Raw genomic sequence first — 26964 nt, forward strand, 5'->3', positions numbered from 1 at the left:
GTCGGGTGCGATCCTACCGCGCGCGGGCCAGTGGCAGATCCAAGGAACGCGCTAGGAAGCCCGAAGGTCCGGAGGATCGGCCGGCCCCTTGGGGGCCCGATGGGGACGGTGCCGGGCCCGGCCGTTACCATGCGCCCGGTCTCGGGAGGGAACCACCGCATGGTCTCGTTGCGACGCTCGCACCGCCCGCGCCGGGCCAAGCTTCCGTTCGCGCTGCTCGCGGTCCTCGCCGCCGTTCCGGGAGCCGCCGAGGATGCCGGGCCGGCTGCCCCCGACCCGGCGGATCCGCCGGCCGCGGCCGCGGGCGAGGTCGTGGACGGGATCGCCGCCCAGGTCGGCACCGACGTCGTCCTGGTGTCGGACGTGACGCTCCTCGCCACCCCGATCGAGGTGAAGATGCGGGAGGGCGGCGCCCCCGACTCGGACCTCGCGCTGATGCGCGGCGAGGTGCTCGAGCGGCTGATCGACCGCAAGCTGATCGCGCTGTTCGCCAAGCGCGCCGAGATCCAGGTCAACGACCTCGAGATCGACGAGGCGGTGAGCGGCATCGCCGCCGAGAACCACCTGAGCCCGGAGCAGCTGCGCGCGAGCGTCGAGGCGCAGGGGATGACGTGGGAGGCCTACCGCCAGCGCCTCGGCGAGGACATCCTCCAGCAGAAGGTGATCGCCGGGATGGTGCGCTCCAAGGTGCGCGTGGACGACGCCGAGGTCCGCGCGTTCTACGACGAGCGCTTCGGTGACCAGCCCACGACCGGCGACGAGGTCCATCTCCAGCACATCGCCGTCGCCAGCCAGGGCGACAAGCCCGGCGCCAAGCAGGCCGCCTGCGACCGCGTGCGCAGCGGGCTCGGCCGGGTGCGCGCCGGCGAGGACTTCCTGGCCGTCGCCCGCGAGGTGTCCGAGGGCAATCCGGACCTCGGCTACGTGCCGGTGGCCTCGCTGGCGCCCTGGATGGCGGAAGCCGTCGCGGGCCTGCGCCCGGGCTCGCTGTCCGGCGTCCTCGAGCTGCCGGTCGGCTGCGCCGTGCTGCGGCTCGTCGATCGCCGCGCCGTCCAGCCGGTGAGCTACGAGCAGGCCCAGGAGCGGATCCGCCAGGGTCTCCTCGAGCAGAAGTTCGAGAAGGAGCTCGACGCCTTCCTCGAAAAGCTCCGCAAGCAGACCTACGTCGAGCGCAAGGGCGCCTTCGCCCGCCGCGACGCCAGCGCCGGAGGCGCACCGCGGCTGCAGTGAGCGCCGTCCCCGACGCCGCGCCCCGCGAGATCGCCGTGCGCGGTGCCCGCGAGCACAACCTGCGCGGCATCGACGTGCGCATCCCGCGCGACCGGCTGGTGGTGATCACCGGCCTCTCGGGCTCGGGCAAGTCGTCGCTCGCCTTCGACACCATCTACGCCGAGGGCCAGCGCCGCTACGTCGAGTCCCTGTCCGCCTACGCACGCCAGTTCCTCGACCAGATGCGCAAGCCCGAGGTCGAGGAGATCAGCGGTCTCTCGCCCGCGATCTCGATCGAGCAGCGCAGCGTCGCGCGCAACCCGCGCTCCACGGTGGGCACGATCACCGAGATCCTCGACCACCTGCGGCTGCTCTACGCGCGGGTGGGGGAGCCCCATTGCTGGATCTGCGGCCAGGCGATCGCGAGCCAGACCGTGGCGCAGATGGCCGGCCGGGTGCTGGCGCTGCCGGAGGGGACGCGCGTCGAGCTGCTGGCCCCGGTCGTGCGCGGGCGCAAGGGGAGGTACGAGAAGGAGCTCGAGCAGTGGCGGAGCCAGGGCTTCACCCGCGTGCGCGTGGACGGCGTCGTGCACGATCTCGCCGGCGAGATCCGGCTCGCGCGCCATGCGGCGCACGACCTCGATCTGGTGATCGACCGGATCGCGGTGCGCGAGACGGCACGCGGGCGGATCGCGGAGTCGCTCGAGGCCGCGCTGCGGCTCGGCAACGGGATGGCACGGGTCGTCGCGGGCGGCGAGGAGTGGCTCTGCTCGGAGCGCAACACCTGCCCGCGCGACGGCGTCTCCTTCCCCGAGCTCGCGCCGCGCCTCTTCTCCTTCAACTCCCCGCACGGCGCCTGCCCCGCCTGCGATGGTCTCGGTACGCGAGAGGAGCTCGACCCGGCGCGCGTGGTGCCCGATCCCGACCGCCCGCTGCGCGACGCCGTCGAGCCCTATGGCACGACCCGCAAGCGCCCGAAGTACTACGCCGCGCTGATCGCCTCGCTCGCTCGACATTTCGACGTGTCGATCGCGACACCCTGGCGGGAGCTTCCGCAGGCGGTGCGCGACGGCATCCTGCACGGCGTCCCCGGCGAGGTGTCCTTCGCCTTCGAGCGGGCGGGCCGCACGGAGCGCGTCGAGCGCCCCTGGGACGGCGTGCTCGGCGAGCTCGCGCGCCGCGGCGACGCCGAGGAGCTCGCGCGCTTCCGCAGCCCGCGCCCGTGCGCGGCCTGCGAGGGCTCGCGCCTGCGCCCGGAGGCGCGCGCCGTGACGATCGGCGGGCTCTCGATCGACGCGCTCTGCCGGCTCCCGATCGAGCGGGCCGCCGCCTTCCTCGACGGCCTCGCGCTCCCCGAGCAGCGCGCCACGATCGCGGACCGCATCCTGCGCGAGGTGGCCGAGCGGCTGCGCTTCCTGCTCGACGTCGGGCTCGACTACCTCGCGCTCGACCGCCCGGCCGCCTCGCTCTCGGGCGGCGAGGCGCAGCGGATCCGGCTCGCCACCCAGGTGGGCGCCTCGCTGCTCGGCGTACTCTACGTGCTCGACGAGCCCTCGATCGGGCTGCACCCGCGCGACAACCGGCGCCTGCTCGCGACGCTGCTGCGCCTGCGCGACCAGGGCAACAGCATCCTCGTGGTCGAGCACGACGAGGAGACGATCCGGGCCGCCGACTGGGTGGTGGACCTGGGGCCGGGCGCCGGCATCCACGGCGGCACCGTGGTCGCCGAGGGCCCTCCGGCGGCGATCCTCCGTACACCGGGCTCGCTGACCGGCGACTACCTGGCCGGCCGCCGCCGCATCGAGCCGCCCGCCACCCGGCGCACGCCGGGCCCCCACTGGCTCACCCTGCGCGGCGCGCGCGAGCACAACCTGAAGGACCTGACCCTGCGCGTGCCGCTCGGGCTCTTCACGGTCGTGACGGGCGTCTCCGGCTCCGGCAAGAGCACGCTCGTGAACGACACCCTCTACCGCGCGCTCGCCGCGCGCCTGCACGGCGCCGACGCGCCCCCCGGCCGCTTCGCGTCCCTCGAAGGCGTCGAGCGGATCGACAAGGTGATCGACGTCGACCAGTCGCCGATCGGCCGCACGCCGCGCTCGAACCCCGCCACCTACACGGGCGCCTTCGACGGCATCCGCAAGCTCTTCGCGGGCGTCCCCGAGGCGCGCCTGCGCGGCTGGGGCCCCGGGCGCTTCAGCTTCAACGTGAAGGGCGGGCGCTGCGAGGCCTGCCAGGGCGACGGCCTCCTGCGGGTCGAGATGCACTTCCTGCCCGACCTCTTCGTCACCTGCGAGGCGTGCCGCGGCCGCCGCTACGGGCGCGAGACCCTGGCGGTGCGCTTCAAGGGCCTCTCGATCGCGGACGTGCTCGAGCTCTCGGTCGAGGAGGCGCTGCCGGTCTTCGAGCACGTGCCCGCCGTCCGCCGCCCGCTCCAGACGCTCCACGACGTGGGCCTCGACTACCTGCACCTCGGCCAGGCCGCGACCACCCTCTCGGGCGGCGAGGCGCAGCGCATCAAGCTCGCCCGCGAGCTCGCCCGCCGCGACACCGGCCGCACGCTCTACATCCTCGACGAGCCGACCACGGGCCTCCACTTCGCCGACGTCGACCGGCTGGTCGGCGTGCTCCAGCGCCTGGTCGAGCTCGGCAACACCGTGCTCGTGATCGAGCACCAGCTCGACGTGGTGCGCTGCGCGGATTGGGTGATCGACCTCGGGCCCGAGGGCGGCGAGGCGGGCGGGCGGATCGTGGTCGAGGGGCCGCCCGAGGCGGTGGCCCGGGCGCGCGAGGGGCACACGGGGCGCGCGCTGGCGGCGCGCGCGCGATGAGCCCGCCCCCGGACGCGAAGGCCGCGCGCGAGCCGCGGGCCTTCCCGAGCCCCTTCCAGGCTTCGCTCCTCGTGCTCTCCGGGGTCTTCGTCGCGAGCCTGGTCGCGGCGCTCGTCCAGGAGGCGACCTCCCCGACCACGGCTGCCGGCCTGGCGACCGTCTTCGGGCTCGGTGCGGCGGCGCTCCTCGGCGCGAGCCACGTCCCGCCACCCCATGCCGAGCGGCTCGGCCTGCGCCGTCTGCGCCCCGCGCAGCTCGTTGCGCTCGTGCTGCTCCTGCCCGTGGTGCTGCTCGCGGCCGAGCTCGACCCGCTGCTCTCGACCTGGCTGCCCGCTCCCGACGCCGCGGCGTACGAGCAGCGCCTGCGCGAGGCGCTTCCGACCGGCGAGAAGCTCGGGCTCGTCGAGACCGTGGTCGTCGTGATGGGGCTCGCGCCGCTCGTCGAGGAGTGGCTCTTCCGCGGCGTGATCCAGCAGGGCCTCGTGGCGCACCTCGGTGCAACGGGCGGCATCTTCGTGACGGCACTGCTCTTTGCGCTCGGCCACGGCGGGGCGGGCCTGTCGGTGCAGGCCTGGGCGGCCGTCGTGGCGCAGGTCTTCGTGCTCGGGCTCGCCTTCGGCTGGGTGCGCCACGCGACCGGCTCGCTCTTCGCCGCGATCCTGCTCCACGCCGGCACGAACGGACTCGGCGTGCTCGCGCTCACGCTCGGCCAGAGCCAGGCCGCAGCAGCGGGCGGCCACCTCCCGCTCGGCGTGCTCGCCGGGGCCGCGCTATCCGTGGCGCTCGGCGGCTGGTGGCTGCGCCGCATCCCGCCGGTCCCGGCCGCCCCGGAGCCGTCCTCGCGTGGAGCCGACGATGTTGATCTATGACGCCGAGAGCCCGGCCCCGCGCCGCCTGCGGATGTTCCTGCTCGAGAAGGGCCTCGAGCTGCCGGCCGTCACGGTGGACGTCTTCGCCGGCGAGAACCGCGAGCCCGCGTTCCTCGCCGTCAATCCGGCGGGCCAGACACCGGCCCTGCGCTGCGACGACGGCAGCACGCTCGGGGAGGCGGTCGCCATCGCCGAGTACCTCGAGGAGCTGCACCCGGCGCCGGCCCTGATCGGCAGCACGCCCGAGGAGCGGGCCCGGACCCGGCAGTGGTGGCGGCGCGTGGAGCTCAACGTCACCGAGTTCATCCACAACGCCTATCACTATGCCGAGGGGCTCGCGCGCTTCGAGTCGCGCATCCCGGTCCTGCCGGACGCGGCAGCCGGACTGAAGGCCGTCGCGCAGGATCGCCTGCGCTGGCTGGACGGCCTGCTCGGGACGGGCCCCTACCTGTGTGGCGAGCGCTTCAGCGCCGCCGACGTGTGGCTCTACGTGTGGCTCGACTTCGGCCTCGCCGCCGGCCAGCCCTTCGACCGCGCCCTGCCGCGCGTGGGACCGTGGTTCGAGCGGGTGGCAGCGCGGCCGAGCGCCGCCGGCAGCCGCTCGTTGCTGCCGGCCGCCCGGACCGGGGGCGCATGAGGCCCTCCGGCGGGTGACGCCCGGCGGGAGCGAACGATTCCCTGCAACCCTCTCAGGCCGCCCCGGCGATCCCGCCCCCCGCCGTCTTCGCGCGGTACATCGCGCGGTCCGCCGCCTGGAGGAGGCCCTTCAGGTCGCCGCCGTCCTCGGGGAAGAGCGCGATCCCGACGCTCACGCCGCACGCCACGTCGCGGCCGTCGATCGCGACCGGCTCGCGGGCGGCGGCAAGCACGCGCTCGGCGACGTCGCGGGCACCGGCCGCGCCGACGTCGGGCAGCAGCAGCACGAACTCGTCGCCGCCGAGGCGGGCCAGGAGGTCGGGCCCGCGCGTGCAGCGCTGGAGGCGCGCGGCCACCTCGCAGAGCAGGAGGTCGCCGGCCTCGTGGCCGAGCGAGTCGTTCACGCGCTTGAAGTCGTCGAGGTCGACGAAGAGCAGGGCGGCCGGCACCGGCTGCTCGGTGGTGTCGGCAAGGAGCGCGGCGGCGTCGGCCTCGAGGCCGCGGCGGTTCAGGAGCCCCGTGAGGGGGTCCTGGCAGGCCGCCTCCTCCATCGCGCGCTCGCGCTGCTTGGGCTCGGTCACGTCGACGACCGTCACGAGCAGGTCCTCGCCCGCCGGCACCGCGAGGAAGCGCAGCCAGAGCTCCTCGCCGCCACGCAGGACCGGGCGCTCGACGTCGCAGGCCTCGCCCGTGCGCACCACCTCGCGGAAGGCCTGGAACAGGAAGGGCGTGTGCGGGTGGACGGCGTCCCGGAAGGGCCGGCCCATCAGCTCGACCTGCGCCTTGCCCATCCAGGCGGCGGCGGCCGGGTTCGCGAACACGCACAGGAAGTCGCGCACCTCGCCGGCCGCGTCGCGGCGCGGGCGCAGGCGCAGGATCCCGTTCGGCGAGCCGTCGACGATGCCGCGCACGAGCGCTTCGCTGCGGCGTAGGGCGGCCTCGGCGCGCTGGCGCTCGGTCCCGTCGCGGAGCATCACGACGCGGCCGCGCAGGCCGCCGCGCGGCAGCAGGATCGGCGAGATCGAGAGATCGAGGCGGCGCCCGTCGGCGGTCTCGACCTGCGCGCTGCCGGCGCGCGCGCGCAGCGCCTCGGCGAGGCCGGACGCGCTCGCCAGCAGCTCCTCGACGCGATAGCCGACGGCGCGATCCCGCTCGCAGCCGAGCATCCGCAGCGCCGCCGGATTCACGTCCACGACGCGGTCGTAGCCGTCCGCCACGACCACCCCGTCCTGCATGTGGTCGAAGACCGTGTGGTAGGCGACGCCGCTCATGCGGAAGAGCTGGAGCCGCAGGAAGCCCCAGGCGTAGAGCATGCAGCTCAGCGACAGCGCGATCGGCGTCGGGCCGAACTCCATCTCGAAGAAGCCGATCGTGAAGAGCACGTTCACGACCGAGGGCAGCAGGGTGGCCACGAGCAGCAGCGCCACCTGCGAGCGGTGCAGCTTGGATTCGCGCCACCACTCGGAGGCGATCATCGCGACGCTGGTGGCGATCAGCAGGTAGGAGTAGGGCAGGTGGACGCGCCAGAACCACGGCCCCCAGCGCGCGCGGATCGTGCCGTGATGGATCGCATCGGCGGCCGACATCGTCCACATCCAGCCGTGCAGGTCATTGGTCCAGACCAGCGCGACCGTCACGGCCGGCAGCGCGAGGAGCCCGGCGACGTGCCAGGGCCGCACGCGCAGGCGCTCGAGGTGGCGGACCAGGAAGAGCAGGAGCAGCGGCGGCACCAGCGCGATCGCGGTGTACTTGACCTTGGCCGCGAGCCGCACCACCTCGCGCGAGCCGGCCTGCCACTCGACGACCGCGGCGATCGTCCACACCGCGACCCCGAGCATGCACAGGGCGATCGTGCGCGTCCCCGGCCCGGAGCGGCGCCGGAGCAGGGCGCTCCCGAGCGCCAGGTAGCCACCGGCCGCAACGAGCAGGAACGGTGCCCAGCCGTTCATTTCCAGCATCGCGACCGGCCCTTCGGCGGGACGACTGTGTGCGGAGGCGCGCCCATCGGCTCCCCGTCGGAACACCGGTTTCCGGCGCTCCGCCGGGGAAATCGGCTTCTCGAGAGGCGGTCTTGAACCGGACCGGACGCGGTGGGAGGTGTTGGCCCACACCCCCCCCCTAGGGGGCTAGCCGAACAGCTCGGCGATCGTCGCCTGCACGGCGAGCGCCGCGGCCCGCGGATCGGGCGCCTCCCGGATCGGGCGTCCGATCACGACGTAGTCGGCGCCCGCCTCGAAGGCCGTGCGGGGGGTCGCAACGCGGCGCTGGTCGTCGCCGCCGCCCGCCCCGTGCCCGCTGGCCGGGCTCGCCGGCCGGATGCCCGGCGTCACGATCGCGAGCCGATCGCCCAGCTCGGCGCGCAGCCGGCGCACCTCGAGCGGCGAGGCCACGACGCCGTCGCAGCCGGCCGCGAGCGCCGTGCGCGCGCGTTGCAGGACGAGATCCTCCGCCGTGACCGAGGGCGGATAGCCGAGATCGCGCAGGTCGGCGGCGTCGAGGCTCGTCAGCACCGTCACGGCCAGGACCCCCGTCGCGCCCTTCTCGGCACAGGCCGCCTCGAGCACGCGCCGGCCCGCGTGCACGGTCACGAAGTGCGCGCCCTGGGCTCGCACGTTGCGCACCGCCGCGCCGACGGTCGCGGGGATGTCGAGGAGCTTCAGGTCGAGGAAGACCTTGCGGCCGCCGTCGAGCAGCTCGCGCACGAAGGGGAAGGCGCCGTCGGCGCAGAAGAGCTCGAGGCCCACCTTGTAGAAGGCCACCGCGTCGCCGAGCGCGCGCACGAGCCGCCGCGCCTCGCCGGGGTTCGCGAAGTCGAGCGCGACGATCAGGCGCTCGCGCGGCGGGATCGCGCGGGGCGGCGGCGGCTCGGTCGCGGCGGCCATCCGCGGGTGGCTAGCCCGCGGCCCGGTCAGGCGCCAGCGGTGCTCCCGCCGCCGGGGCCACCTCCCGACTCCCCCGAGCCGCGGGGCCGCGCCGCCTCCATTGCCCTGGCGACGAAGCGCTTCGCGTCCTCGAGCCAGGCCAGGCGCTCCTGCGCCGTCGTTGCCTGCCAGGACCTCCGCTGCTCCGCGTCGTGGGCCGACCAGCCGTCCGGCCCCCTCGCGGAGGCGGTCCCGCTCTCGGCCCCGCGTTCACCCATCGTCTCGTCCTCCGCCGCCGCCCGCCAGCCCTTCGAGTGCGGCCACGTCCTCCAGATCCTTCGCCCGACCGACGCGCCGCTTCATCTCGACGAGGTCGCGGATCGACGCCACCCGGATGGCTCCGGCCCCGAGCTCGACGACCTGGGCGCGGCGGTAGGTCTCCTCGAACGGGAAGGGGGGGTCCGCGAAGACGTCCAGTGGTCCTCCACGGACATCCCCGCTTCACCGCGCAGCGCAGCGGCGAGGCGAGCCGCAAGCGCTAGAGACCGAGTCGGCTGCGCACGATCGCGCGGATGGCGGCCGCTACGCGATCGACCGAGACGCTGGCGTCGACATGTTCCAGGTAGGGCCGGTCGAGCGCGCGGAACCGCTCGGCGACGCCTGCGAGGAAGGCCCCGTCCTCGAAGGCCGGCTCCGCGACGGCGCCGCGCGCCGCCACCCGGGCGAGCCCCGCCCCGGGGTCGAGGTCGAGCACCAGCGCCAGGTCGGGGAGCGGGAACTCGGCCTCCGCCTCGGCCAGCAGCCGCGCGGGATCGAGCCCGCGGGCACCCTGGTAGGCGACCGTCGAGAGGAAGTAGCGATCGGTGAGCACGAGCGCGCCGCTCGCCACACCGGGACGCAGGACCTGCGCCACGTGCTCGCGCCGGTCCTCGACGAACCAGCGCAGCTCCTCCTCGGGCACCACGCGAGCGCCCGAGCGCGCCATCTCGCGGATGCGCCGGCCCCACGGGCCGTCGCTCGGCTCGTGCGTCTCGACGACCGTGTGGCCGCCGGCGCGCAGCACGCCGGCGAGGCGGCGGAGCTGGGTGGACTTGCCGGCGCCGTCGACGCCCTCGAAGGCGATCAGGCGACCGGCGTTCACCGGCGTCTCGTGACGGGCCGGGCACGGAAACGCCGTGCGGCGCACGCAGCGCGCAGCCCAGGGCCGGCACGCGCCTTGCTCCTACACGGCCCGGCGTCGCAAGGCGCCTCCCGCACGCGCCCCTCTGACGGGACCGGGGGAGCGGGCGGGAGGGGAGACGCCGGGCGGGAGCAGGTGGTGCGAGGCGGGAAGATCAAACGGGGTGAGGCCCGCCTCGCCGCTCTCATGCCCGGCGTCTCTCCGTTCGCCTTCGGCTCCCGGTGACGATCGGCGGGAGCCGAGCCGTTCAGATCTCGCCGATCAGGAGGAAGGCGGTCACGAAGCCGACCAGCGCGATCGACTCGATGAGCGCCATCCCGAGGATGAACGGGGTGTTCATCGCCCCCGCCGCGCCCGGGTTGCGGGCGATGCCGGCGGTGGTGTTGCTGGCGGTGAGACCCTGGCCGAGGCCGCAGCCGAGCGCCGCGAGGCCGAAGGCGAGGCCTGCGCCGAGCGCCGGGCCCCAGCCCGCACCGTGCTCGGCGGCTTCCTGGGCGAAGGCCACGTCGGCCACCAGCAACGCAGCAAAGGTGAAGACCAGCAGCTTCGAGAACCGGACCATGTTTGCTCCTTGCCAGGCCCCGCCGTGCGAGGCCGCTTCCTTGGCCGAGCCTCTGCCGAGCCTAATGATGCTCCTCGAGGGCCAGACCGATGTAGATCATGCTGAGCAGCGCGAACACGAACGCCTGGATGAACGCGACCACGAGCCCGAGCCCGAGGAAGATCGCGGGAATCGCGATCGGCACGAGCCCGAGCCAGACGGCGACCACGGTGTGGTCCGCGAACATGTTCGCGAGCAACCGGATCGCCAGGGTGAAGATGCGCGCCACGTTGAGCGGCAGCTCGATCGGGATCATGAGCGGCGCGAGCAGCGGCACGTGGAGGTGCTTGCCCCCGATCTTCAGGTCGAAGAGCGGGCCGGTGAACTGGTAGACGTACTTCCACCCCTGCTTGGCGATCCCGACGTAGTGATAGACGAAGAACACGATCGTGCCCCAGGCGAGCCCGACCGAGATGTCGCTCGTCGCTCCGCCCACGGCCGGGACGAGGCCGAGCAGGTTCGAGATCAGGATGAAGAAGAAGATCGAGGCCACGAGCGGCATGAAGCGCTTGTAGTCGTCGCCGATGATCTGGTGCGCGAGGCTCGCGAGTCCCTCGAGGACCGCCTCGATCACGTTGCGCACCGTGATGCCCTGGTCGGGCAGCAGGCCGCCGTCGCTCGTCGCGAGCGAGCGCCGCACCGCCACGGCCGCCAGCACCAGCAGCGTCACCGCGAGCAGCGCCGCCTGGATCACCCAGTCGACCCCCGCGTGCTCGAGCGGCCGGTAGATGTTCACGCCGGATCCTCCTCGTCGGCCGGCGGCGGGAGGACGTCGGCGCGCCAGACGCTCCAGTGCTCCCACGCGGGGTCGTCGGGCGGGAGCGCCGGCGCGTCCGGATCGAGCGGGGGGCCGAGCCACCAGGCGCCGACCAGCAGGGCGGGCACCACCGTGGAGACCCCGAGCAGGAGCCCGAGCGGGTGGGCGCCGGCGACCAGCGCCACCCCCATCGCCGCGAAGAGCATCGCGAGGCGCATGCCGAGCAGCGCCACCCACGGGCGGCTGCCCCCGAGCTGGCCGGAGAGCAGGCGCGTGGTGCACGCACACAGCGCCCGGAAGTTCACGACCTCGAGCCCGGCCCCGAGCGCGTAGGCGGCCGTGAAGGCAGGCCCACCGAGCAGCGCCGAGGTGGCGATCCCGCCTGCCGCGAGGGTCAGGTGGAAGCGCTCGAGGACCCGCGAGGAATCGACGTTGGGGGAGAGGCTCGTCACTTCGACTCCGGCGCTCCGCCGCTCTGCTCGTCTCCGTCCCGATCCGGATCGCGATCCCGGTCACGCTCCGGTGTCAGGACGCTGCTCCAGCCCGGATCCCGGTCGCCCTCGTCGTCACCCGGCAGCGGGTCCGCCCGTCCGATCGTCGGCGTCTTGATCCGCAGCAGGCGCAGCAGCAGCGCTGCGAACCCGAACGCCATGCCCGCGAAGAGCCCCCAGGGCTCGCTACCGAAGCGCCGGTCGACCCACCAGCCGGCGGCGGCGCAGATCACCATCGCCACCACGGCCTCGATCGCCCCCTGGTAGGCCGACGCCATGCCTCGCTTCGCCGCGAGCGGGTCGGGCACCCACCGGCTCGCGGGCCCACGGTCGGGCGGCGCGGGGCGGCGCGGTTGCTCGGGTCCGCTCATCGGCCTCGCTCCGCAGGAGGGCGTGTCCGACCCCCGAGGGCTCCGAGAGCGGCGCGCACCATAGCGACTGGCCCCGCGGCGCTCAACGCAGGCGCCGGAAGGCCCGCCCGGCTGCAGCGAGGGTGGCGGCGACGTCGGCGGGGCGGTGGGCGAGGGACACGAAGCAGGCCTCGAAGGGCGACGGCGGCAGGTAGACGCCGGCCTCGAGCAGCGCGTGGAAGAAGGCGCGGAAGCGCTCGGCGCTGGCCTTCTTCGCGGTCTCGAAGTCGCGCACCGGGCCCGGGTGGAAGAAGAAGCCGAACAGGCCCCCCACCGCGCTCGTCGCGAGCTCGACTCCCGCCGCCGCCGCGCGCTCGGCGAGCCCCTCGGCGAGCGTGCGGCTGCGTGCCTCGAGGGCGGGATAGGTCCCGGGCTTCTCGAGCTCGCGCAGGGTCGCGAGCCCGGCGGCCATCGCGAGCGGATTCCCGGACAGGGTGCCCGCCTGGTAGATCGGGCCCTCGGGCGCGATCTGCGCCATCAGGTCCGCGCGCCCGCCGTAGGCCGCGGCCGGGAGCCCGCCTCCCACCACCTTGCCGAGGATCGTGAGGTCGGGCCTCACGCCGTAACGTTCCTGCGCGCCGCCGAAGGCGACCCGGAAGCCCGTCATCACCTCGTCGAAGACGAGCAGCGCGCCGTGCCGGTCGCAGAGCGCGCGCAGGCCCTCGAGGAAGCCCGCGACGGGCGGCACGCAGCCCATGTTCCCGGCCACCGGCTCGACCAGCACGCAGGCGATCTCGCCGGGCCGACGCCGGAAGGCGTCGGCCACGGCGTCGAGGTCGTTGAAGGGCGCCTGCATGGTGAGCGCCGCGAGCTCGGGCGGCACCCCCGGCGAGCCCGGGATCGCGAGGGTCGCCACCCCGCTGCCCGCTCCCACCAGCAGCGAGTCGGCGTGCCCGTGGTAGCAGCCGTCGAACTTGAGGATGCGCGGGCGGCCGGTGGCGCCGCGCGCCAGCCGGATCGCGCTCATCGCCGCCTCGGTGCCCGACGACACGAAGCGCACCCGCTCGACCGACGGGAGCGCGCGGCAGACGAGCTCCGCCAGCTCCACCTCGCGCTCGGTCGGCGCGCCGAAGCTGGTGCCGGCGGCCGCCGCGGCGCGCACCGCGCGCAACACCGCCGGATGGGCGTGGCCGAGGATCAGCGGCCCCCACGAGCCCACGTAGTCGACGTACTCGTTGCCGTCCGAGTCCCAGATCCGCGCGCCCCTGCCGCGCACCAGGAAGGGCGCCGTCCCGCCGACCGTGCCGTAGGCCCGGACGGGGCTGTTCACGCCGCCCGGGATCACCTTCCGGGCGCGCACCATGAGCCGCTTCGAACGCTCGTGCTTCATGGCCGGGAGGGTAGGCACGCGGCTCGCCCTTGTCGGCCCGCATCGGATAGCGTCCGGGCATGCTGCACGCCTGGCAGGCGAGGGCGGAGGAGCGCTACCGGACGCGGCTGCGAGAGGCGCTGCGCGGCCGGCGCGTCCTGATCACGGGCGCCTCTTCGGGGATCGGACGCGCCTTCGCGCTCGATGCCGCGGCCGCCGGTGGCGACCTCGTCCTGGTGGCGCGCCGGCGCGAGGAGCTCGAGCGGGTCGCCGGGGAGTGTCGCCGGCGCGGCGGCCGGGCCGAGGTGCGCCCGGCGGACCTAGCCGACATCGGCGCGGTCCGCGAGCTCACGGAAGCGCTCGGGCGCGAGGAGCGAGCGGTCGAGGTGCTCGTCAGCAACGCCGGTGTCTCGCTGCGCCGCCCGCTCGCCAGCCACCGGCCCGAGGACCTCGAGCGCCTGGCCGCCGTGAACTACCTGGGGCCGGCCGCGCTCACGCTCGGGCTCCTGCCCGCCATGCTCGCGCGGGGCGCCGGCCACGTCGTCCACGTCTCCACGATCGGCACCCAGACCGGGGCGCCGCTTTTCGCAGCCTACGTGGCGGCCAAGGCCGCCTGTGATCACTTCCTGCGGACGCTCCGCCTGGAGCTCGGCGAGCGCGGCATCGCCGTCACCGCGGTCCACATGCCGCTCGTGCGCACCCCGATGATGGCGCCCTCGCGCATCTACGAGCTCTTCCCCGCGCTCACCGCCGAGCGCGCCGCGCGACGCATCGGCTGGGCCGTCGTGAAGCGCCCGCTCCGGGTGGCGCCGCGCTGGGCCACCGCGCTCGAGCTCGGCCACGTGCTGGCCCCGCGCCTCGTGCAGCGGGCCTTCGCGTGGGGCCACGAGCCGCTCCACGGCTGGTTCGGGCGGCGCCTCGCGCGCCGCGACCGGCTCCGCGCGGGGCGCGATCGCTAGGAGGGCGGCCGGGACGGGAGGCAGCGGCGCGAGCCGGGCGAGCCCTGCGGTCTACTCGCCGCCGGCGTCGCGCTCCGCCAGGCGCGTGATCGACACGAGCTTCTCGCCCTCGGCGAGGTCCATGAGCGTGACCCCCTGGGTGGCGCGGCCCATGGTCGAGATGCCCGAGACGCGGCAGCGCAGCACCTTGCCGCCGTCGGTGATCAGCATGACCTCGTCGTCGTCGGTCACCTGCGCCACGCCGATCACCGGGCCGTTCCGCTCGCTGGTGCGGATCGTGATGATGCCCTGGCCGCCGCGCTTCTGGAGCCGGTAGTCGTCGAGCGGGGTGCGCTTGCCGTAGCCGTTCTGGGTCACCGACAGGATCGTGGCGCCCGGCGAGAGGATCTCCATGCCGACGACGAGGTCGTCGCCGACCAGGCTGACGCCGCGCACGCCCATCGCCGCGCGGCCCATCGGCCGCACGTCGGTCTCCTCGAAGCGCACCGACTTGCCGCTGCGGGTCGCGATCAGCACCTGGTTGCTGCCGCTCGTGCGGGCAGCGGCGATCAGCTCGTCCTCGGAGTCGAGGTGGATCGCGATGATGCCGCCGCGGCGCGGATTCGAGAACGCCGAGAGATCGGTCTTCTTGATCACGCCGTGGCGCGTGCAGAGCAGCACGTAGCCACCCTGCTGATCCGGAGGCCCCGCCGCCTCGCGGCCGGCGTCGTCGAAGCTGCGCACGGGCAGCGTCGCCTGCACGCGCTCACCCTCGGCGAGCGCCAGCAGGTTCGCGAGCGAGCGGCCCTTGGCCGCGCGCCCGAGCTGGGGCAGCTCCCAGACCTTCTTCCAGTGCACGCGCCCGCGGTTGGTGAAGAACAGCACGTAGGCGTGGGTCGAGGCCACGAAGAGCCGCGCGACGAAGTCCTCCTCGCGCGTCTCCATCCCGCGCAGGCCCTTGCCGCCGCGCCGCTGCGCCCGGTACTCGGTGATCGCGTTGCGCTTCACGTAGCCGAGGTGGGACACGGTGACGATCATGTCCTCCTCGGCGATCAGGTCCTCGGTGGCGATCACGTCGACGGCGCCCGTGATCTCGGTCCGGCGCGCGTCGCCGTAGGTCTCGCGGATCTCGGCCAGCTCCTCGAGCACCACCTCGAGCACGCGCGTGTCGCTGGCGAGCAGGCCGCGGAGGTCCTCGATCCGCGCGCGCACCTCCGCCAGCTCGTCCTGCACCCGCTGGCGCTCCATCGCGGTGAGCGCGCGCAGGCGCATCTCGAGGATCGCGTTCGCCTGGCGCTCGCTCAGCCCGAAGCGCTCCATGAGGGCCGCGCGCGCCCCGGCCGTGTCCTCGGCGGCGCGGATCAGCGCGATCACCTCGTCGAGGTTGTCGAGCACGAGGGCCAGGCCCTCGAGGATGTGCGCGCGCGCCTCGGCCTGGCGCAGGTCGTAGATCGCGCGCCGGATCACCACCTCGCGCCGGAACTCGAGGAAGTGGCGCAGCACCTCCTTGAGCGAGAGCGTCTCGGGGCGCCCGTTCACGAGCGCCAGCATGTTGACCCCGAAGGTGGTCTGGAGCGGCGTCTGCTTGTAGAGCTGGTTCAGCGTGACGTCGGGCGTGGCGTCGCGCTTGAGCTCGATGACCACCCGGATGCCCTGACGGTTGCTCTCGTCGCGCAGGTCGGAGATGCCGTCGATGCGGCCTTCGCGCACGTGCTCGGCGATGCGCTCCTGGAGCGAGGCCTTGTTCACCATGAACGGGATCTCGGTGATCACGATCCGCGCGCCGCGCTTGGTCTCCTCGACCTCGGCGCGGCCCCGCACGGTGACGAGTCCGCGGCCGGTCGCGTAGGCCTGGCGGATGCCGTCGGTGCCGCAGATCAGGGCGCCGGTCGGGAAGTCCGGGCCCGGCATCTTCTCGAGCAGCTCGTCGAGCGTGCAGTCGGGGTTGCGAGCCTCGAGCACCAGCGCGTCGACCAGCTCGCGCAGGTTGTGGGGCGGCACGTTGGTGGCCATGCCGACGGCGATCCCCGCCGAGCCGTTCGCGAGCAGGTTCGGAAGCCGCGTCGGGAGCACCAGCGGCTCGCTGGTCGAGCCGTCGAAGTTCGGCACGAAGTCGACGGTCTCGCGGTCGATGTCGCGCAGGAGCTCCTCGGCGACGCGCGCGAGCCGGCTCTCGGTGTAGCGGTAGGCCGCCGGGGGGTCGCCGTCGATCGAGCCGAAGTTGCCCTGCCCGTCGATCAGCGGATAGCGGAGCGAGAAGTCCTGCACCATCCGCACGAGCGCGTCGTAGACGGCGGTGTCGCCATGCGGGTGGTAGTGCTTCAGCACCTCGCCGACCACGCCCGCGCACTTCGAGTACGCACGCGTCGGGACCAGGCCCTCCTGCTGCATCGCGTACAGGATCCGGCGGTGGACCGGCTTCAGGCCGTCGCGCACGTCGGGCAGCGCGCGGCTGATGATCACCGACATCGAGTAGTCGAGGAAGGAGGAGCGGACCTCGTCCTCGATCGCGACCGGGACCGGCTCCGCGCCGGCTCCGCCGGATCCTCCCGGCGGGCCGGGAGGAGCGCCGGGGGTCGGCTCGTCCGGAGGCGGCGTCTCGTCGGCCATCGCCGGGCCCCTAGATGTCCAGGTTCTGGACGTTCAACGCGTTCTTCTCGATGAACTCCCGGCGCGGCTCGACGTCGTCACCCATCAGGGTCGAGAACACCAGGTCGGCCTCGACCCCGTCCTCGATCTTCACCTGCAGGAGCGTCCGCGAGCGGGACTCCATGGTGGTCTCGGCGAGCTGGTCGGGATTCATCTCGCCGAGGCCCTTGTAGCGCTGGATCGAGAGGCCCTTCTTGGCCAGCTCGAGCAGCCGCTCGAGCAGCCGCGTGGCGCTCGCCACCCGCTCCGGCTCGGACCCGGCGCCGTCCCCGGTCTCGATGCGATAGCCGCCCCGGCCGCCGATCGTGGCGATCTGCGCGGCCAGGGCGGTGAGGCGCGTCCAGTCCGCGGAGCGCAGGAAGGTGGCGTCGAAGGAGCTGCGGTGGGTCACACCCGCCCGCCGCGTCGTCGCCACCAGCCGGTGTCCGCCGTGCTCGGGATCGGCGGTCACGCTCCAGGCGATCTCGCGGGCCTCCGGGTCGGCCGCGCGGTAGCGCTCGGCGATGCGCGGGGCCACGCGCTCGCGCAGCGCCTCCTCGTCGCGCAGGTCGTCCTCGACGATCGCCTCGGTGGCCACCGCGGCGTCGATCACGCGGTCGTCGAGCCGGCGCCGGGCCAGCATGCGCAGGAGCTTGCCGTACTCGCTCGCGTGGCCCGCCAGCTCGCGCACCGCCTCGGGCGCCAGCGCCGCGCCCGCTGCGGCGTCCTCCGGCGCGACGCGAGCGGTCACCAGCGCGAGGTCGAGCAGATAGCTCTCGAGCGCCTTCTCGTCCTTGATGTAGCGCTCCGCCTTGCCCTTCTTGACCTTGTAGAGCGGCGGCTGCGCGATGTAGAGGAAGCCGCGGTCGAAGAGCGGCCGCATCTGGCGGTAGAAGAAGGTGAGCAGCAGGGTGCGGATGTGGCTTCCGTCCACGTCCGCGTCGGTCATGATGATGATCTTGTGGTAGCGCGCCTTGTCGGCGTCGAAGTCCTCGCCGATGCCGCAGCCGATCGCCGACACGATCGCCTGGATCTCGGTCGAGGAGAGCATCTTGTCGAGGCGCGCGCGCTCGACGTTCAGGATCTTGCCCCGGATCGGCAGGATCGCCTGGGTCTCGCGCGAGCGGCCCTGCTTCGCGGTGCCCCCGGCCGAGTCCCCTTCGACGATGAAGAGCTCGGAGCGTTCCGGAGCGCGCTCCTGGCAGTCCGCGAGCTTGCCCGGGAGGCTGAAGTCCGAGAGCGCACCCTTGCGGCGCGCGAGGTCGCGCGCCTTGCGGGCGGCCGCGCGGGCGCGCGCCGCGTCCACCACCTTCGCGACCACCAGCCGCGCGACGCCGGGGTTCTCCTCGAGGTGCGACGAGAGCTGCTCGTAGACGAGCTGCTCGACGAGGCCGCGGACCTCGCTGGTGCCGAGCTTGGTCTTGGTCTGGCCCTCGAACTCGGGCTGCGGGAGCTTCACCGAGATCACGGCGGTGAGCCCCTCGCGCACGTCGTCGCCGCTCACCGACTCGGCCTCGCCCTTGCCGTTCTTCTTCTGGGCCGTCAGGTACTTGTTGAGCGCGCGGGTGAGGGCGCCGCGGAAGCCGATCAGGTGCGTCCCCCCCTCGACCGTGTTGATGTTGTTCGCGAAGGAGAAGACGCTCTCGTTGTAGGTCTCGTTGTACTGGAGCGCGACCTCGATCGAGACCGGGGTCTCGCCGCCATGGCTCTCGAACTTGCGCTCGCCGGACACGAAGATCGGCGGCTGGTGGAGCGGCGTGCGCGCGCGGTTCAGGTGCTCGACGAAGGAGACGATCCCGCCCTCGTAGCAGAAGTCGTGGGACTTCTCGCTGCGCTCGTCCTGGATCTGGATGCGGATCCCGGCGTTCAGGAACGACAGCTCGCGCAGGCGCTGCGAGAGCACGTCGAAGCTGAAGTCGGTGGAGGCGAAGATCTCGCCGTCGGGCCGGAAGCTGACGACGGTGCCGGTGCGGTCGGTCGTGCCGATCGCCGCGATCGGGGCCGCGGGGACGCCGCGCACGTAGGTCTGGCGCCAGACCCGCCCGTCGCGCCGGATCTCGAGCTCGAGCTTCTCGGAGAGCGCGTTCACGACCGAGACGCCCACCCCGTGCAGGCCGCCCGAGACCTTGTAGGTGGACTCGTTGAACTTGCCGCCGGCGTGGAGCGTGGTCATCACGACCTCGGCGGCCGAGCGCTTCTCGCTCGGGTGCTCGTCGACCGGGATCCCGCGCCCGTCGTCCTCGACGGTGACGCTGTTGTCGGCGTGGATCGTGACCTGGATGCGCGTGCAGTAGCCCGCCAGTGCCTCGTCGATCGAGTTGTCCACGACCTCGTAGACGAGGTGGTGGAGGCCGTCGGGACCGGTGGTCCCGATGTACATCGCCGGGCGCTTTCGGACGGGCTCGAGGCCTTCGAGGACCTCGATCGCACTCGCGTCGTAGGACAACGCCTCTCCCTTGCCGCAAGCCACGGGGGCCGAGCCGGCGGCGGGCCGCCGGCTCGCCGGGAGGCCTGCGCGGGGGGTGGGGATCGCGGCACGCCCGGCTCGCGACGGACGGACTCTAGGCAATCCCTAAGTACCCGTAAAGGCTTCGGGATCGCTCCTGCTCGAGACTCAGAGGCGCATCGGCATCACGACCGCGAGGCTGTCGCCGTCCTCGATCGGGCGGACGAGCGCAGGTGCCAGCTCGTCCTCGAGGGCCAGCTCGACCTCCTTGGCCTTGAAGGCGGCGAGGCAGTCGGCGAGGTAGCGGGCGTTGAAGCCGATCGCGAGCGCGTCGCCCTGGTAGTCGACGTCGAGCTCCTCGAGCGCGTCGCCGAGGTCCGGGTTCGTGGACGAGATGCGCAGGACCCCCGGCTCGAGCTCGAGCCGGATCGCCTTGCTGCGTTCGATCGAGACCAGCGAGGCGCGCCGCACGGCCTGGGCGAGGGCATCGCTGGGGACCGCCACGCGATGGCGGTTGCCCTTCGGGAGCACCTGGCGGTAGTTCGGGAATTCGCCCTCGACGAGGCGCATCACGAGCGTGACCTCGCCCTTGCGCGCGAGCGCCGAGTTCCCCTCGAAGCCGAGGTCGATCTCGTCGGCGTCCTCCTCGTCGACGAGCTTCTTGAGCTCGGCGAGCGCCTTGCGCGGCAGGATGACACCGCTTGCAAGGCCGGCGGCCTCGGCGCCGACCGTACGCTCCGCGATGGCGAGGCGATGGCCATCGGTCGCCACCATCCGCAGCCGCGCAGAGTCCTCGAGCAGCTCGAAGTAGACCCCGTTCAGGTTGTAGCGGGTCTCGTCGGTGGAAGCCGCGTAGATGGTGCGTTCGATCATGCTCGAGAGCACGGCGGCCTGGAGACGCCCCATCGTTCCGGGTACGAGCGCCGGCATGGTCGGGAACTCCTCGGCGGCCGTGCCGGCGATCGTGAAGCGGCTGCGCGCGCACTTGAGCTCGAGGTAGGCATTCGCCGTGGCCGTCAGCTCGACGGGCTCCTCGGGAAGCTCGCGGGTGATCTCGAAGAGCTTGCGTGCGGAGACGGTGAGGGCGCCGGGCTTGGTCACCTGCGCCGGATGGACGCCACGGATGCCGATCTCGAGATCGGTCGCGGCGATCTCGAGCTTGCCGTCCTTGCTCGCCGTGAGGAGGGCATTGGCGAGAATCGGCATCGAGTTGCGCTTCTCGACGATCGACTGGATGCGACCCAGTCCGCGCACGAGCTCCGCTCGCGGGATCGACGCCTGCATCGTGTCGTCTCCTTGTGACGGTCTGGATCTCCTGCTTGCCTGCTCACCGGATGAGGAGATCGGGAAAGACATGGCAGGAGAGGGCGACGAGGCCGACGAACCCCCCGGAAGCCACCGTCGCGCCTGCGAAAGTCCTGTCGGAGCGAGCGCGGGAGAGCCAGCGGCCCGATCGCGCGCGCGCCGAGCGGTGGCATCTTACCACGCAGCGTGGTGCCGTCGGCGGTGCGAGGACGACAATCTTGCGCGCGGGTCGTGGCGGTTGCGGGGTGCGATCCGGCTGCTTGACATGGGGTTCCTCCGCTGGCTAGCCTGCGCCGCTCCCGTTCGGGCCCGTCAGGGGTCTCGAGGGACGGATCCCGAGCCATGAAGCGTACCTATCAACCGAGTCGCATCCGTCGCCGGCGGACCCATGGGTTCAGGTCTCGCATGAAGACCCAGGGCGGGCGGACGGTGCTCGCGCGGCGGCGGGCAAAGGGCCGCAAGCGCCTGGTGGTCTCGACGCCCTCGAAGTGACGGTCGCTGGTGGGAGCGAGCGCTTTCGCCGAGCCGACCGCCTCCGCTCCTCCAAGGACTTCCGCCGGGTCTCGCGAGAGGGGACGCGCATGGCGTCACGGTCGTTCGTGCTCCTCGTCGCGGATCAGGGCGGGAGGAGCGGTGGGGCAGCGACCCGCCTTGGGATCACCGTCAGCCGCCGCGTGGGTGGGGCCGTCGTGCGAGCGCGCGTGAGGCGTCGGCTGCGCGAATGGTTTCGGAAGAACAGGGTTGTTTTCCCCACAGGAAACGACTACGTCGTGATTGCTCGCCCGATGGCCGCCAGGATCACCGCCCAGGAGCTCGGTCGGGAGCTCGAGTCCATGCTGGCCCGTCTCCACGGGTCGAGCCCTGCCACGTGAGCACCCGACTCGCGTACTGGCTCCCGGCCCTGCTGCGCGGCTATCACCGCTGGCTCTCGCCCGCACTGCCTCCCGCGTGCCGCTACTGGCCGAGCTGCTCGGAGTACACCGCGAGCGCGATCGAACGCCATGGCCCGTGGCGGGGAGGCTGGCTTGGCCTCCGGCGCCTCGCCCGCTGCCATCCCGGCCATCCGGGCGGCCCCGATCCGGTTCCGTAGCGAGCCGCCGTGGACCGCAACGCCTTTCTTGCCTTCGCGCTCTCGTTCCTGGTCCTCAGCGCCTGGATGACCTGGGAGGCGAAGAACCGGCCGGAGCCGGCGCCCGAGCCTGCCATCGCCGAGCGCGGGGCAGCCAGCGCGCCGGTCCAGCAGGCGGAGCCCCCCGCGCTGCCCGCCGGGGGCGCGCCACCTCCCCCCGATGCTCCGGCGCAGGGACAGGCGCTGGTGCCGGACGGGTCGACGACGCCCGAGGCCCAGGGCGAGGAGCTGCACTTCGCGAGCCCGGACGTCCGCGCGACCCTCTCCTCGCGCGGCGCCGGCATCACGCGTTGGGAGCTGCTCGGGTACCTGACGCCGCCCGCGGAAGGCCGCCAGCCGGTTGCACTCATCGACACCACTGCGGGTGACGCGCCGGCCCTCGCGACACCCTTCCCCGAGCTCGGCCTCGGGGACCTCTCGACAGCCGTCTTCGAGGTGACCGAACGAGGGCCGCGCAGCTTCAGCTTCCAGCTCGCGCGCGGCGGGCTGATCGTGCGCAAGCGGATCGAGCTCGAGGAGGAGGGCTATCGCGGGCGCCTGCGGATCGAGGTCGAGAACGGCACCCGGGCGGCGCTCGAGCCCTCGTTCTCGGTGGCGCTCACGGAGCGCGTACGCGACGGCTCGGACTTCCGCGACCTCGCCCTGATCGCGCTCGCCGATGGCAGCGTGGAGCGCACGCCGGTCGCGTCGTTCGCAACGCCCGGGCTCGTGTCGTCGCTCTTCGGTGGCGGCGCCGAGCGCGAGCGCGCGTTCCCGGCGGCGGTCGAGTGGATCGGCGGCGACTCCAACTACTTCCTCGCAGCGATGATGCCCGACGTCTCGCGCGAGGCGCGGGGACTCTGGGTTGCGCTCGATCCGGGACACGTCGCTCTCGCGTCGCTCGCACGGCCCGCCTCGCTACCGCCGGGTACGACCCTCACGCGTGAGGTGCAGCTCTACCTGGGACCGAAGGAGCCCGATCGGCTCGAGGCGATCGGCGCGCAGCTCGAACGTTCGATCCAGCTCGGCTGGTCGTGGATGGCGCCGGTGACGCGCGCCTTCAGCAAGCTGCTCACCGCCAGCTACCAGATCGTCCCCAACTACGGCGTCGCGATCATCCTGCTCACGGTGCTCGTGCGGCTCGTGACGGCTCCGCTCACGCACAAGCAGATGGAGTCGATGAAGCGCCTCGGCACGATGCAGCCGCGCATGAAGGAGATCCAGGAGAAGTACAAGAACGACCGGGACCGCCAGTCGCAGGAGATGGCGAAGCTGATGCGCGAGACCGGCTGGAACCCGCTCGGGGGATGCCTGCCGATGCTGCTCCAGTTCCCGGTGATGATCGGCCTGTACTATGCGCTGCAGAGCTCGATCGCGTTGCGCCAGGCGCCGTTCATGCTCTGGATCGACGACCTGTCGCGTCCCGAGACGCTCTTCACGGTCCCTGGCTTCGAGCTGCCCGTGCGCTTGCTGCCGATCCTGATGGCGGCGAGCATGGTCATCCAGCAGAAGCTGACGCCGAGCACGAGCATGGACCCGACGCAGCAGCGGATGATGATGGTGATGATGCCGCTGATGTTCGGCTTCCTCTTCTACACCTTCCCGTCGGGTCTCGTGCTGTACTGGCTCGTGAGCAACCTCCTGGCGATCGCGCAGCAGCTCTGGATGAACCGCCGGAGCAAGCTCCAGACGCAGGCGGCAAAGTCGTGATCGAATGAACCGGAGGGCCAGGCGCTGCGCGCCATGCCCGATGACCCCAGAGGGCCAGGCGCTGCGCGCCATGCCCGATGACCCCAGAGGGCCAGGCGCTGCGCGCCATGCGTGTGGGCCCGATGAAGAAGGAGAGGCCGTGTACGACCCGATGTCGGAAGCCCATGAGTTCGTTGGAAGAGACCGCGGCGAGGCGGTCGCGAAGGCGACTGCGTTCTTCGACGCCGCGGAGGCGGATCTTGCGATCAGCGAGGTCGATGCAACACGGGCCTCGGGGATCGGCACCCGGTTCGTGCTGGTGGCCTATCTGCGCTCGGCCGGCGCACCTTCGCGCCGGCCGTCGAACGGCGAGGGCCGGCAGGGGCGCGAGGCGCGGGGTGATCGCGGGCATCGCGAAGCGCGGGGCGGACGGGATCGGGAGCGCGGGGGCAGGAATCGGGACAGGGACCGGGATTGGGATCGGGGGGATCGCCCGGAGCGTGGTGAACGAGGCGAGCGCGGAGACCGCAACGAGCGCGGGGGCCGTGGTCGCCCGCGCCGCGAGGAGGAGCCGCGGGGCGCACGCCAGCACGCGGCGCCCGCAGAAGCCTCGGGCCCGTCGACCGGGATCGCGACCGGTCCGCTTGGCGAGATCGGGCAGTTCGTCTCCGGCCTGATCGAGCGGATGGGGGCCGGACCCTTCGAGATCGCCGAGTCCAGCGAGGCGGAGGGACTGATCGTGGTCCAGATCCGTGGGCAGGCGGTGTCGCGGCTCGCGTCCGGCGACGGGCGCGCGGTCGACGCGATCCAGCTCCTGGCAAACCAGGCCTCGCTCCGGGCTGGTGGGGACGATGCCAAGCGGGTGGTGGTCGAGGTGGAGGGAAACACCGACCAGCGCACGGCATTCCTCGAGAAGATCGCCGACCGCGCGGCCGAGCGTGCGCGCGAGACCGGGCGGCCCGTCGCACTCGAGGCGATGAGTCCGAAGGAGCGACGCGTCGTCCACATGGCGCTGCGCGAGGTGGATGGCATCGCGACGATGAGCGTCGGCGAGGGGCGCTACCGGCAGGTTGTCGTGGTCCCCGAGAACGCTCCCGAGTACGAAGAAGCGAAGCGCTACGAGTCGCATTCTCGCGACCGCGACTGATCCCAGTTCCACGTGGAACGTTCCACGTGGAACGACGCGCCCAGGAGCCCCGGATGTTCCACGTGGAACATCGGCCCAGGGCGCGAAGCCTCACCGTCAGCGTTCCACGTGGAACACGTCGAGCAGACCCCTGCAGCCCGCACGGTCCTCGAGAGCGGCCTGCGCGAGCTGTCGCTGGACGAGGCGTTGGCCCCTCGGCTCGCAGCCCTGGCCCACCTGCTCGCTCGCTGGGCCTCGCGCATGAACCTGACCGGCCATCGGACACCGGAGGCCATCGCCCGGCGCCTGATCCTGGATGCCCTGGCGCTTGGAGCGGCCCTTCCGACGCAGCCCACCTCGCTCGCCGATCTCGGTAGCGGCGCAGGATTCCCGGGCCTTCCGATTGCGATCAGCCACCCGAGCTGCAAGGTCCTGCTCGTAGAGGCCCGCGAGCGCCGCCACCACTTCCAGCGCGCGGCAGTGCGAACGATCGGTCTCGTGAACGTCGAGGCACGGCGCGGGCGCATCGAGGAGATCGAGCCCACGGCCCACCAGGTGGTCGTCGCGCAGGCTCTCGCCCGGCCGATCGAGGCCGTGTCCATGATGCTGCGCTGGGTCGCCCCAGGCGGGTGGCTGGTGCTGCCGCGAGCGGCCGAGGCGGATCCCCTTCCAGCGATCCCGGGTCTGGAGGACGTTCGCACCACCCGGTACGAAGTTCCGGCCGGAGGCCCATCACGATCGCTGTGGGTGGCGCGCAGGCCGCTGGACGCATCGTCCGGGCCTGTGGTACGAACAGGGCGCCCCCCCGATCTCTAGTGTCCCCTTGGGGAAACCTCGCGGATGCGCCTTCGAAGCCGCGTCTTCGCCGTCGCCAACCAGAAGGGCGGCGTCGGCAAGACCACCACCGCCGTGAACCTGGCTGCGTCGTTCGCCGTCTCGGAGCGCCGCACCCTGCTCGTCGACATGGATCCGCAGGCCAACGCCTCGAGCGGCTTCGGGATCCACGCTCCGGCGACACACGTCTATGACGCGCTGATCGGATCGTGCGGGATCAAGGACGCGAGCCAGCCGAGCGAGCTCGAGTACCTCCGGATCGTGCCGGCCGGCCCGGACCTGGTCGGCGCCGAGCTCGAGCTGGTCGACGCCGAGGCGCGCGAGCACCGCCTCGAGCGGGCGCTCGCCGACGTGCGCGCCGACTTCGAGATCATCGTGATCGACTGCCCGCCCTCGCTCGGGCTGCTCACCTTGAACGCGCTGGTCGCCGCCGACGCGGTGATCGTGCCGCTCCAGTGCGAGTACTACGCGCTCGAAGGGCTCGCGCGCCTGCTCGACACGATCGAGCGCGTGCGCGAAGGACTGAACCCGCGCCTCACGCTGGAGGGTGTCATCCTGACGATGATGGACGCGCGCAACAACCTGAGCCGGCAGGTCGCCGACGAGGTGCGCGAGCACCTCGGCGCGCGCGTCTTCGAGACCGAGATCCCGCGCAACGTGCGCCTCTCCGAGGCGCCGAGCCACGGCCGGCCGGCGCTCCTCTACGACGTGCGCTCGAAGGGGGCGCTCGCGTACCTGCGCGTGGCCGAGGAGATCCTGCGCCGCCTGGAAGCCGGATCGGCGCCCGAAGGAGACCGATGAGCACTCCTCCCCGACGCGGCCTCGGCCGCGGCCTCGGTGCGCTGATCCCGGGCGCCGCGGTGGCGCCGCGTCCGACCAGCGCCGCGCCGGCCGATCCGCTTCCCGCTCCCGCTGGACCCCCCGAGGCTCCGGGCCCGGCCGTGATCGCGATCGAGCGCATCCGCCCGAACCCGGAGCAGCCACGCCGCGTCTTCGATCCCGGCGAGCTCGGACGCCTCGCGGCGTCGATCCGGCAGCACGGGATCCTGCAGCCCGTCGTGGTTCGCCAGGCCGACGGCGGCGACTACGAGCTGGTCGTCGGCGAGCGGCGCTGGCGCGCCGCTCGCCAGGCCGGTCTTCCCGCCATCCCGGCGGTCGTCGCCGACGTCGCGCCGCGCGATCGCCTCGCCGTCGCGCTCGTCGAGAACGTCCAGCGCCACGATCTCAACCCGATCGAGCTGGCGCACGCCTTCGAGGCGCTGGCGGCCCAGGGTGCGACGCAGGAGGAGATCGGGACGCGCGTCGGCTTCGAGCGCGCCACGATCGCAAACCACCTGCGGCTGCTCGAGCTCTCGCGCGAGCTCCAGCAGGACGTCGAGGGCGGCACGCTCACGCTCGGGCACGCGAAGGCACTGCTCTCGGTCGCGAGCCCCGAGCGACGCCGCACCCTGCGCGACCGCATCGTTGCCGAAGGGCTCTCGGTACGGCGCGCGGAGGAGGAGGCGCGCACGCTCGGCGCCGCGGTGCGCCCGGCGCGCAAGGCGCGTCGGGCAGCCGACGTCCTCGACGCCGACACCGCGCGCGTCGTCGACGCGCTGCGGACCCGGCTCCAGACCAAGGTGCAGCTGCGCGGCAACGCGGCGCGGGGGCGACTCGAGATCGAGTACTACGGCCCCGAGGAGCTGCACCGGCTCGTCGAGCGGATCCTGGGGGCGTCGTGAGGCCGCGGGAGCAGGGGG

General features: G+C 73.0%; 23 protein-coding genes. 12 read left to right on the forward strand and 11 right to left on the reverse strand.

Annotation, left to right across the window (positions count from 1 at the left end; all coding sequences use genetic code 11):
- Positions 1-159: 159 nt before the first annotated feature.
- Genes OZ948_10985 through OZ948_11000 form a run of 4 tightly spaced genes read left to right on the forward strand, consistent with a single transcriptional unit; the run spans position 160 to position 5543 of the window.
- The gene (locus tag OZ948_10985) at positions 160-1230 is read left to right on the forward strand and encodes a SurA N-terminal domain-containing protein (protein ID MEB2345254.1); all 1071 of its coding nucleotides are present in this window, start codon (positions 160-162) and stop codon (positions 1228-1230) included.
- Positions 1227-4037, forward strand: a complete 2811-nt coding sequence (uvrA, locus tag OZ948_10990; GenBank protein ID MEB2345255.1) for an excinuclease ABC subunit UvrA — start codon at positions 1227-1229, stop codon at positions 4035-4037. Before OZ948_10985 ends, uvrA begins: the two co-directional genes overlap by 4 nt.
- Positions 4034-4906, forward strand: a complete 873-nt coding sequence (locus OZ948_10995; protein MEB2345256.1) for a CPBP family intramembrane metalloprotease — start codon at positions 4034-4036, stop codon at positions 4904-4906. The genes uvrA and OZ948_10995 overlap by 4 nt, the downstream gene beginning before the upstream one ends.
- Positions 4893-5543: a glutathione S-transferase family protein gene (locus OZ948_11000; GenBank protein MEB2345257.1), complete on the forward strand. Its 651-nt coding sequence runs from the start codon at positions 4893-4895 to the stop codon at positions 5541-5543. Before OZ948_10995 ends, OZ948_11000 begins: the two co-directional genes overlap by 14 nt.
- Positions 5544-5595: 52 nt before the next feature.
- Here the strand turns inward: OZ948_11000 and OZ948_11005 are convergent, their stop codons facing one another.
- The 8 genes from OZ948_11005 to hemL form a co-directional block, all read right to left on the reverse strand.
- Entirely contained in the window at positions 5596-7491 is a 1896-nt protein-coding gene (locus OZ948_11005; protein ID MEB2345258.1) for a diguanylate cyclase, read from the reverse strand.
- Between the two features lie 177 nt (positions 7492-7668).
- Entirely contained in the window at positions 7669-8424 is a 756-nt protein-coding gene (gene pyrF / locus OZ948_11010) for an orotidine-5'-phosphate decarboxylase (GenBank protein ID MEB2345259.1), read from the reverse strand.
- Between the two features lie 517 nt (positions 8425-8941).
- Entirely contained in the window at positions 8942-9544 is a 603-nt protein-coding gene (tmk, locus tag OZ948_11015) for a dTMP kinase (protein ID MEB2345260.1), read from the reverse strand.
- A gap of 286 nt (positions 9545-9830) precedes the next feature.
- Entirely contained in the window at positions 9831-10145 is a 315-nt protein-coding gene (locus OZ948_11020) for an ATP synthase F0 subunit C (protein MEB2345261.1), read from the reverse strand.
- A 61-nt stretch (positions 10146-10206) separates the two neighbouring features.
- Positions 10207-10920 carry a F0F1 ATP synthase subunit A gene (gene atpB, locus OZ948_11025; GenBank protein MEB2345262.1) on the reverse strand — a complete coding sequence of 238 codons (714 nt, stop codon included), beginning with the start codon at positions 10918-10920 and terminating at the stop codon, positions 10207-10209.
- Positions 10917-11393 carry a hypothetical protein gene (locus OZ948_11030; protein MEB2345263.1) on the reverse strand — a complete coding sequence of 159 codons (477 nt, stop codon included), beginning with the start codon at positions 11391-11393 and terminating at the stop codon, positions 10917-10919. Before OZ948_11030 ends, atpB begins: the two co-directional genes overlap by 4 nt.
- The gene (locus OZ948_11035; protein ID MEB2345264.1) at positions 11390-11740 is read right to left on the reverse strand and encodes an AtpZ/AtpI family protein; all 351 of its coding nucleotides are present in this window, start codon (positions 11738-11740) and stop codon (positions 11390-11392) included. The genes OZ948_11030 and OZ948_11035 overlap by 4 nt, the downstream gene beginning before the upstream one ends.
- 145 nt (positions 11741-11885) lie before the next feature.
- Entirely contained in the window at positions 11886-13172 is a 1287-nt protein-coding gene (hemL, locus tag OZ948_11040) for a glutamate-1-semialdehyde 2,1-aminomutase (protein ID MEB2345265.1), read from the reverse strand.
- 59 nt (positions 13173-13231) lie between these two features.
- On the opposite strand from hemL, the gene OZ948_11045 reads away from it, so the two are divergent.
- The gene (locus OZ948_11045; GenBank protein MEB2345266.1) at positions 13232-14110 is read left to right on the forward strand and encodes an SDR family NAD(P)-dependent oxidoreductase; all 879 of its coding nucleotides are present in this window, start codon (positions 13232-13234) and stop codon (positions 14108-14110) included.
- A 51-nt stretch (positions 14111-14161) separates the two neighbouring features.
- Here the strand turns inward: OZ948_11045 and gyrA are convergent, their stop codons facing one another.
- From gyrA to dnaN, 3 genes are all read right to left on the reverse strand, one after another.
- Positions 14162-16699 carry a DNA gyrase subunit A gene (gene gyrA, locus OZ948_11050; protein MEB2345267.1) on the reverse strand — a complete coding sequence of 846 codons (2538 nt, stop codon included), beginning with the start codon at positions 16697-16699 and terminating at the stop codon, positions 14162-14164.
- 10 nt (positions 16700-16709) lie between these two features.
- On the reverse strand, positions 16710-19163 hold the full coding sequence (gyrB, locus tag OZ948_11055; GenBank protein ID MEB2345268.1) for a DNA topoisomerase (ATP-hydrolyzing) subunit B: 2454 nt from the start codon (positions 19161-19163) through the stop codon (positions 16710-16712).
- A 168-nt stretch (positions 19164-19331) separates the two neighbouring features.
- Entirely contained in the window at positions 19332-20447 is a 1116-nt protein-coding gene (dnaN, locus tag OZ948_11060) for a DNA polymerase III subunit beta (GenBank protein ID MEB2345269.1), read from the reverse strand.
- Positions 20448-20810: 363 nt separating this feature from the next.
- Here dnaN and rpmH point away from each other — a divergent pair, with 363 nt between their 5' ends.
- The 7 genes from rpmH to OZ948_11095 all read left to right on the forward strand — a co-directional run bounded on the left by rpmH (position 20811) and on the right by OZ948_11095 (position 26946).
- A complete protein-coding gene (gene rpmH / locus OZ948_11065) occupies positions 20811-20960 on the forward strand; it encodes a 50S ribosomal protein L34 (protein MEB2345270.1) in 150 nt (49 codons plus the stop codon).
- 376 nt (positions 20961-21336) lie between these two features.
- A complete protein-coding gene (gene yidD / locus OZ948_11070) occupies positions 21337-21558 on the forward strand; it encodes a membrane protein insertion efficiency factor YidD (GenBank protein ID MEB2345271.1) in 222 nt (73 codons plus the stop codon).
- 9 nt (positions 21559-21567) lie between these two features.
- The gene (gene yidC, locus OZ948_11075; GenBank protein ID MEB2345272.1) at positions 21568-23286 is read left to right on the forward strand and encodes a membrane protein insertase YidC; all 1719 of its coding nucleotides are present in this window, start codon (positions 21568-21570) and stop codon (positions 23284-23286) included.
- 139 nt (positions 23287-23425) lie between these two features.
- Positions 23426-24412: a hypothetical protein gene (locus tag OZ948_11080; GenBank protein MEB2345273.1), complete on the forward strand. Its 987-nt coding sequence runs from the start codon at positions 23426-23428 to the stop codon at positions 24410-24412.
- Positions 24413-24520: 108 nt separating this feature from the next.
- Complete coding sequence (locus OZ948_11085; protein MEB2345274.1) at positions 24521-25207, forward strand: class I SAM-dependent methyltransferase; 687 nt, start codon at positions 24521-24523, stop codon at positions 25205-25207.
- Positions 25208-25231: 24 nt separating this feature from the next.
- Positions 25232-26026, forward strand: coding sequence for an AAA family ATPase (locus OZ948_11090; GenBank protein ID MEB2345275.1), 795 nt, complete (start codon positions 25232-25234; stop codon positions 26024-26026).
- On the forward strand, positions 26023-26946 hold the full coding sequence (locus OZ948_11095) for a ParB/RepB/Spo0J family partition protein (GenBank protein ID MEB2345276.1): 924 nt from the start codon (positions 26023-26025) through the stop codon (positions 26944-26946). Before OZ948_11090 ends, OZ948_11095 begins: the two co-directional genes overlap by 4 nt.
- Positions 26947-26964 lie beyond the last annotated feature (18 nt).

It is taken from the genome of Deltaproteobacteria bacterium (genome assembly GCA_035063765.1).
Lineage (GTDB): Bacteria > Myxococcota_A > UBA9160 > UBA9160 > PR03 > CAADGG01.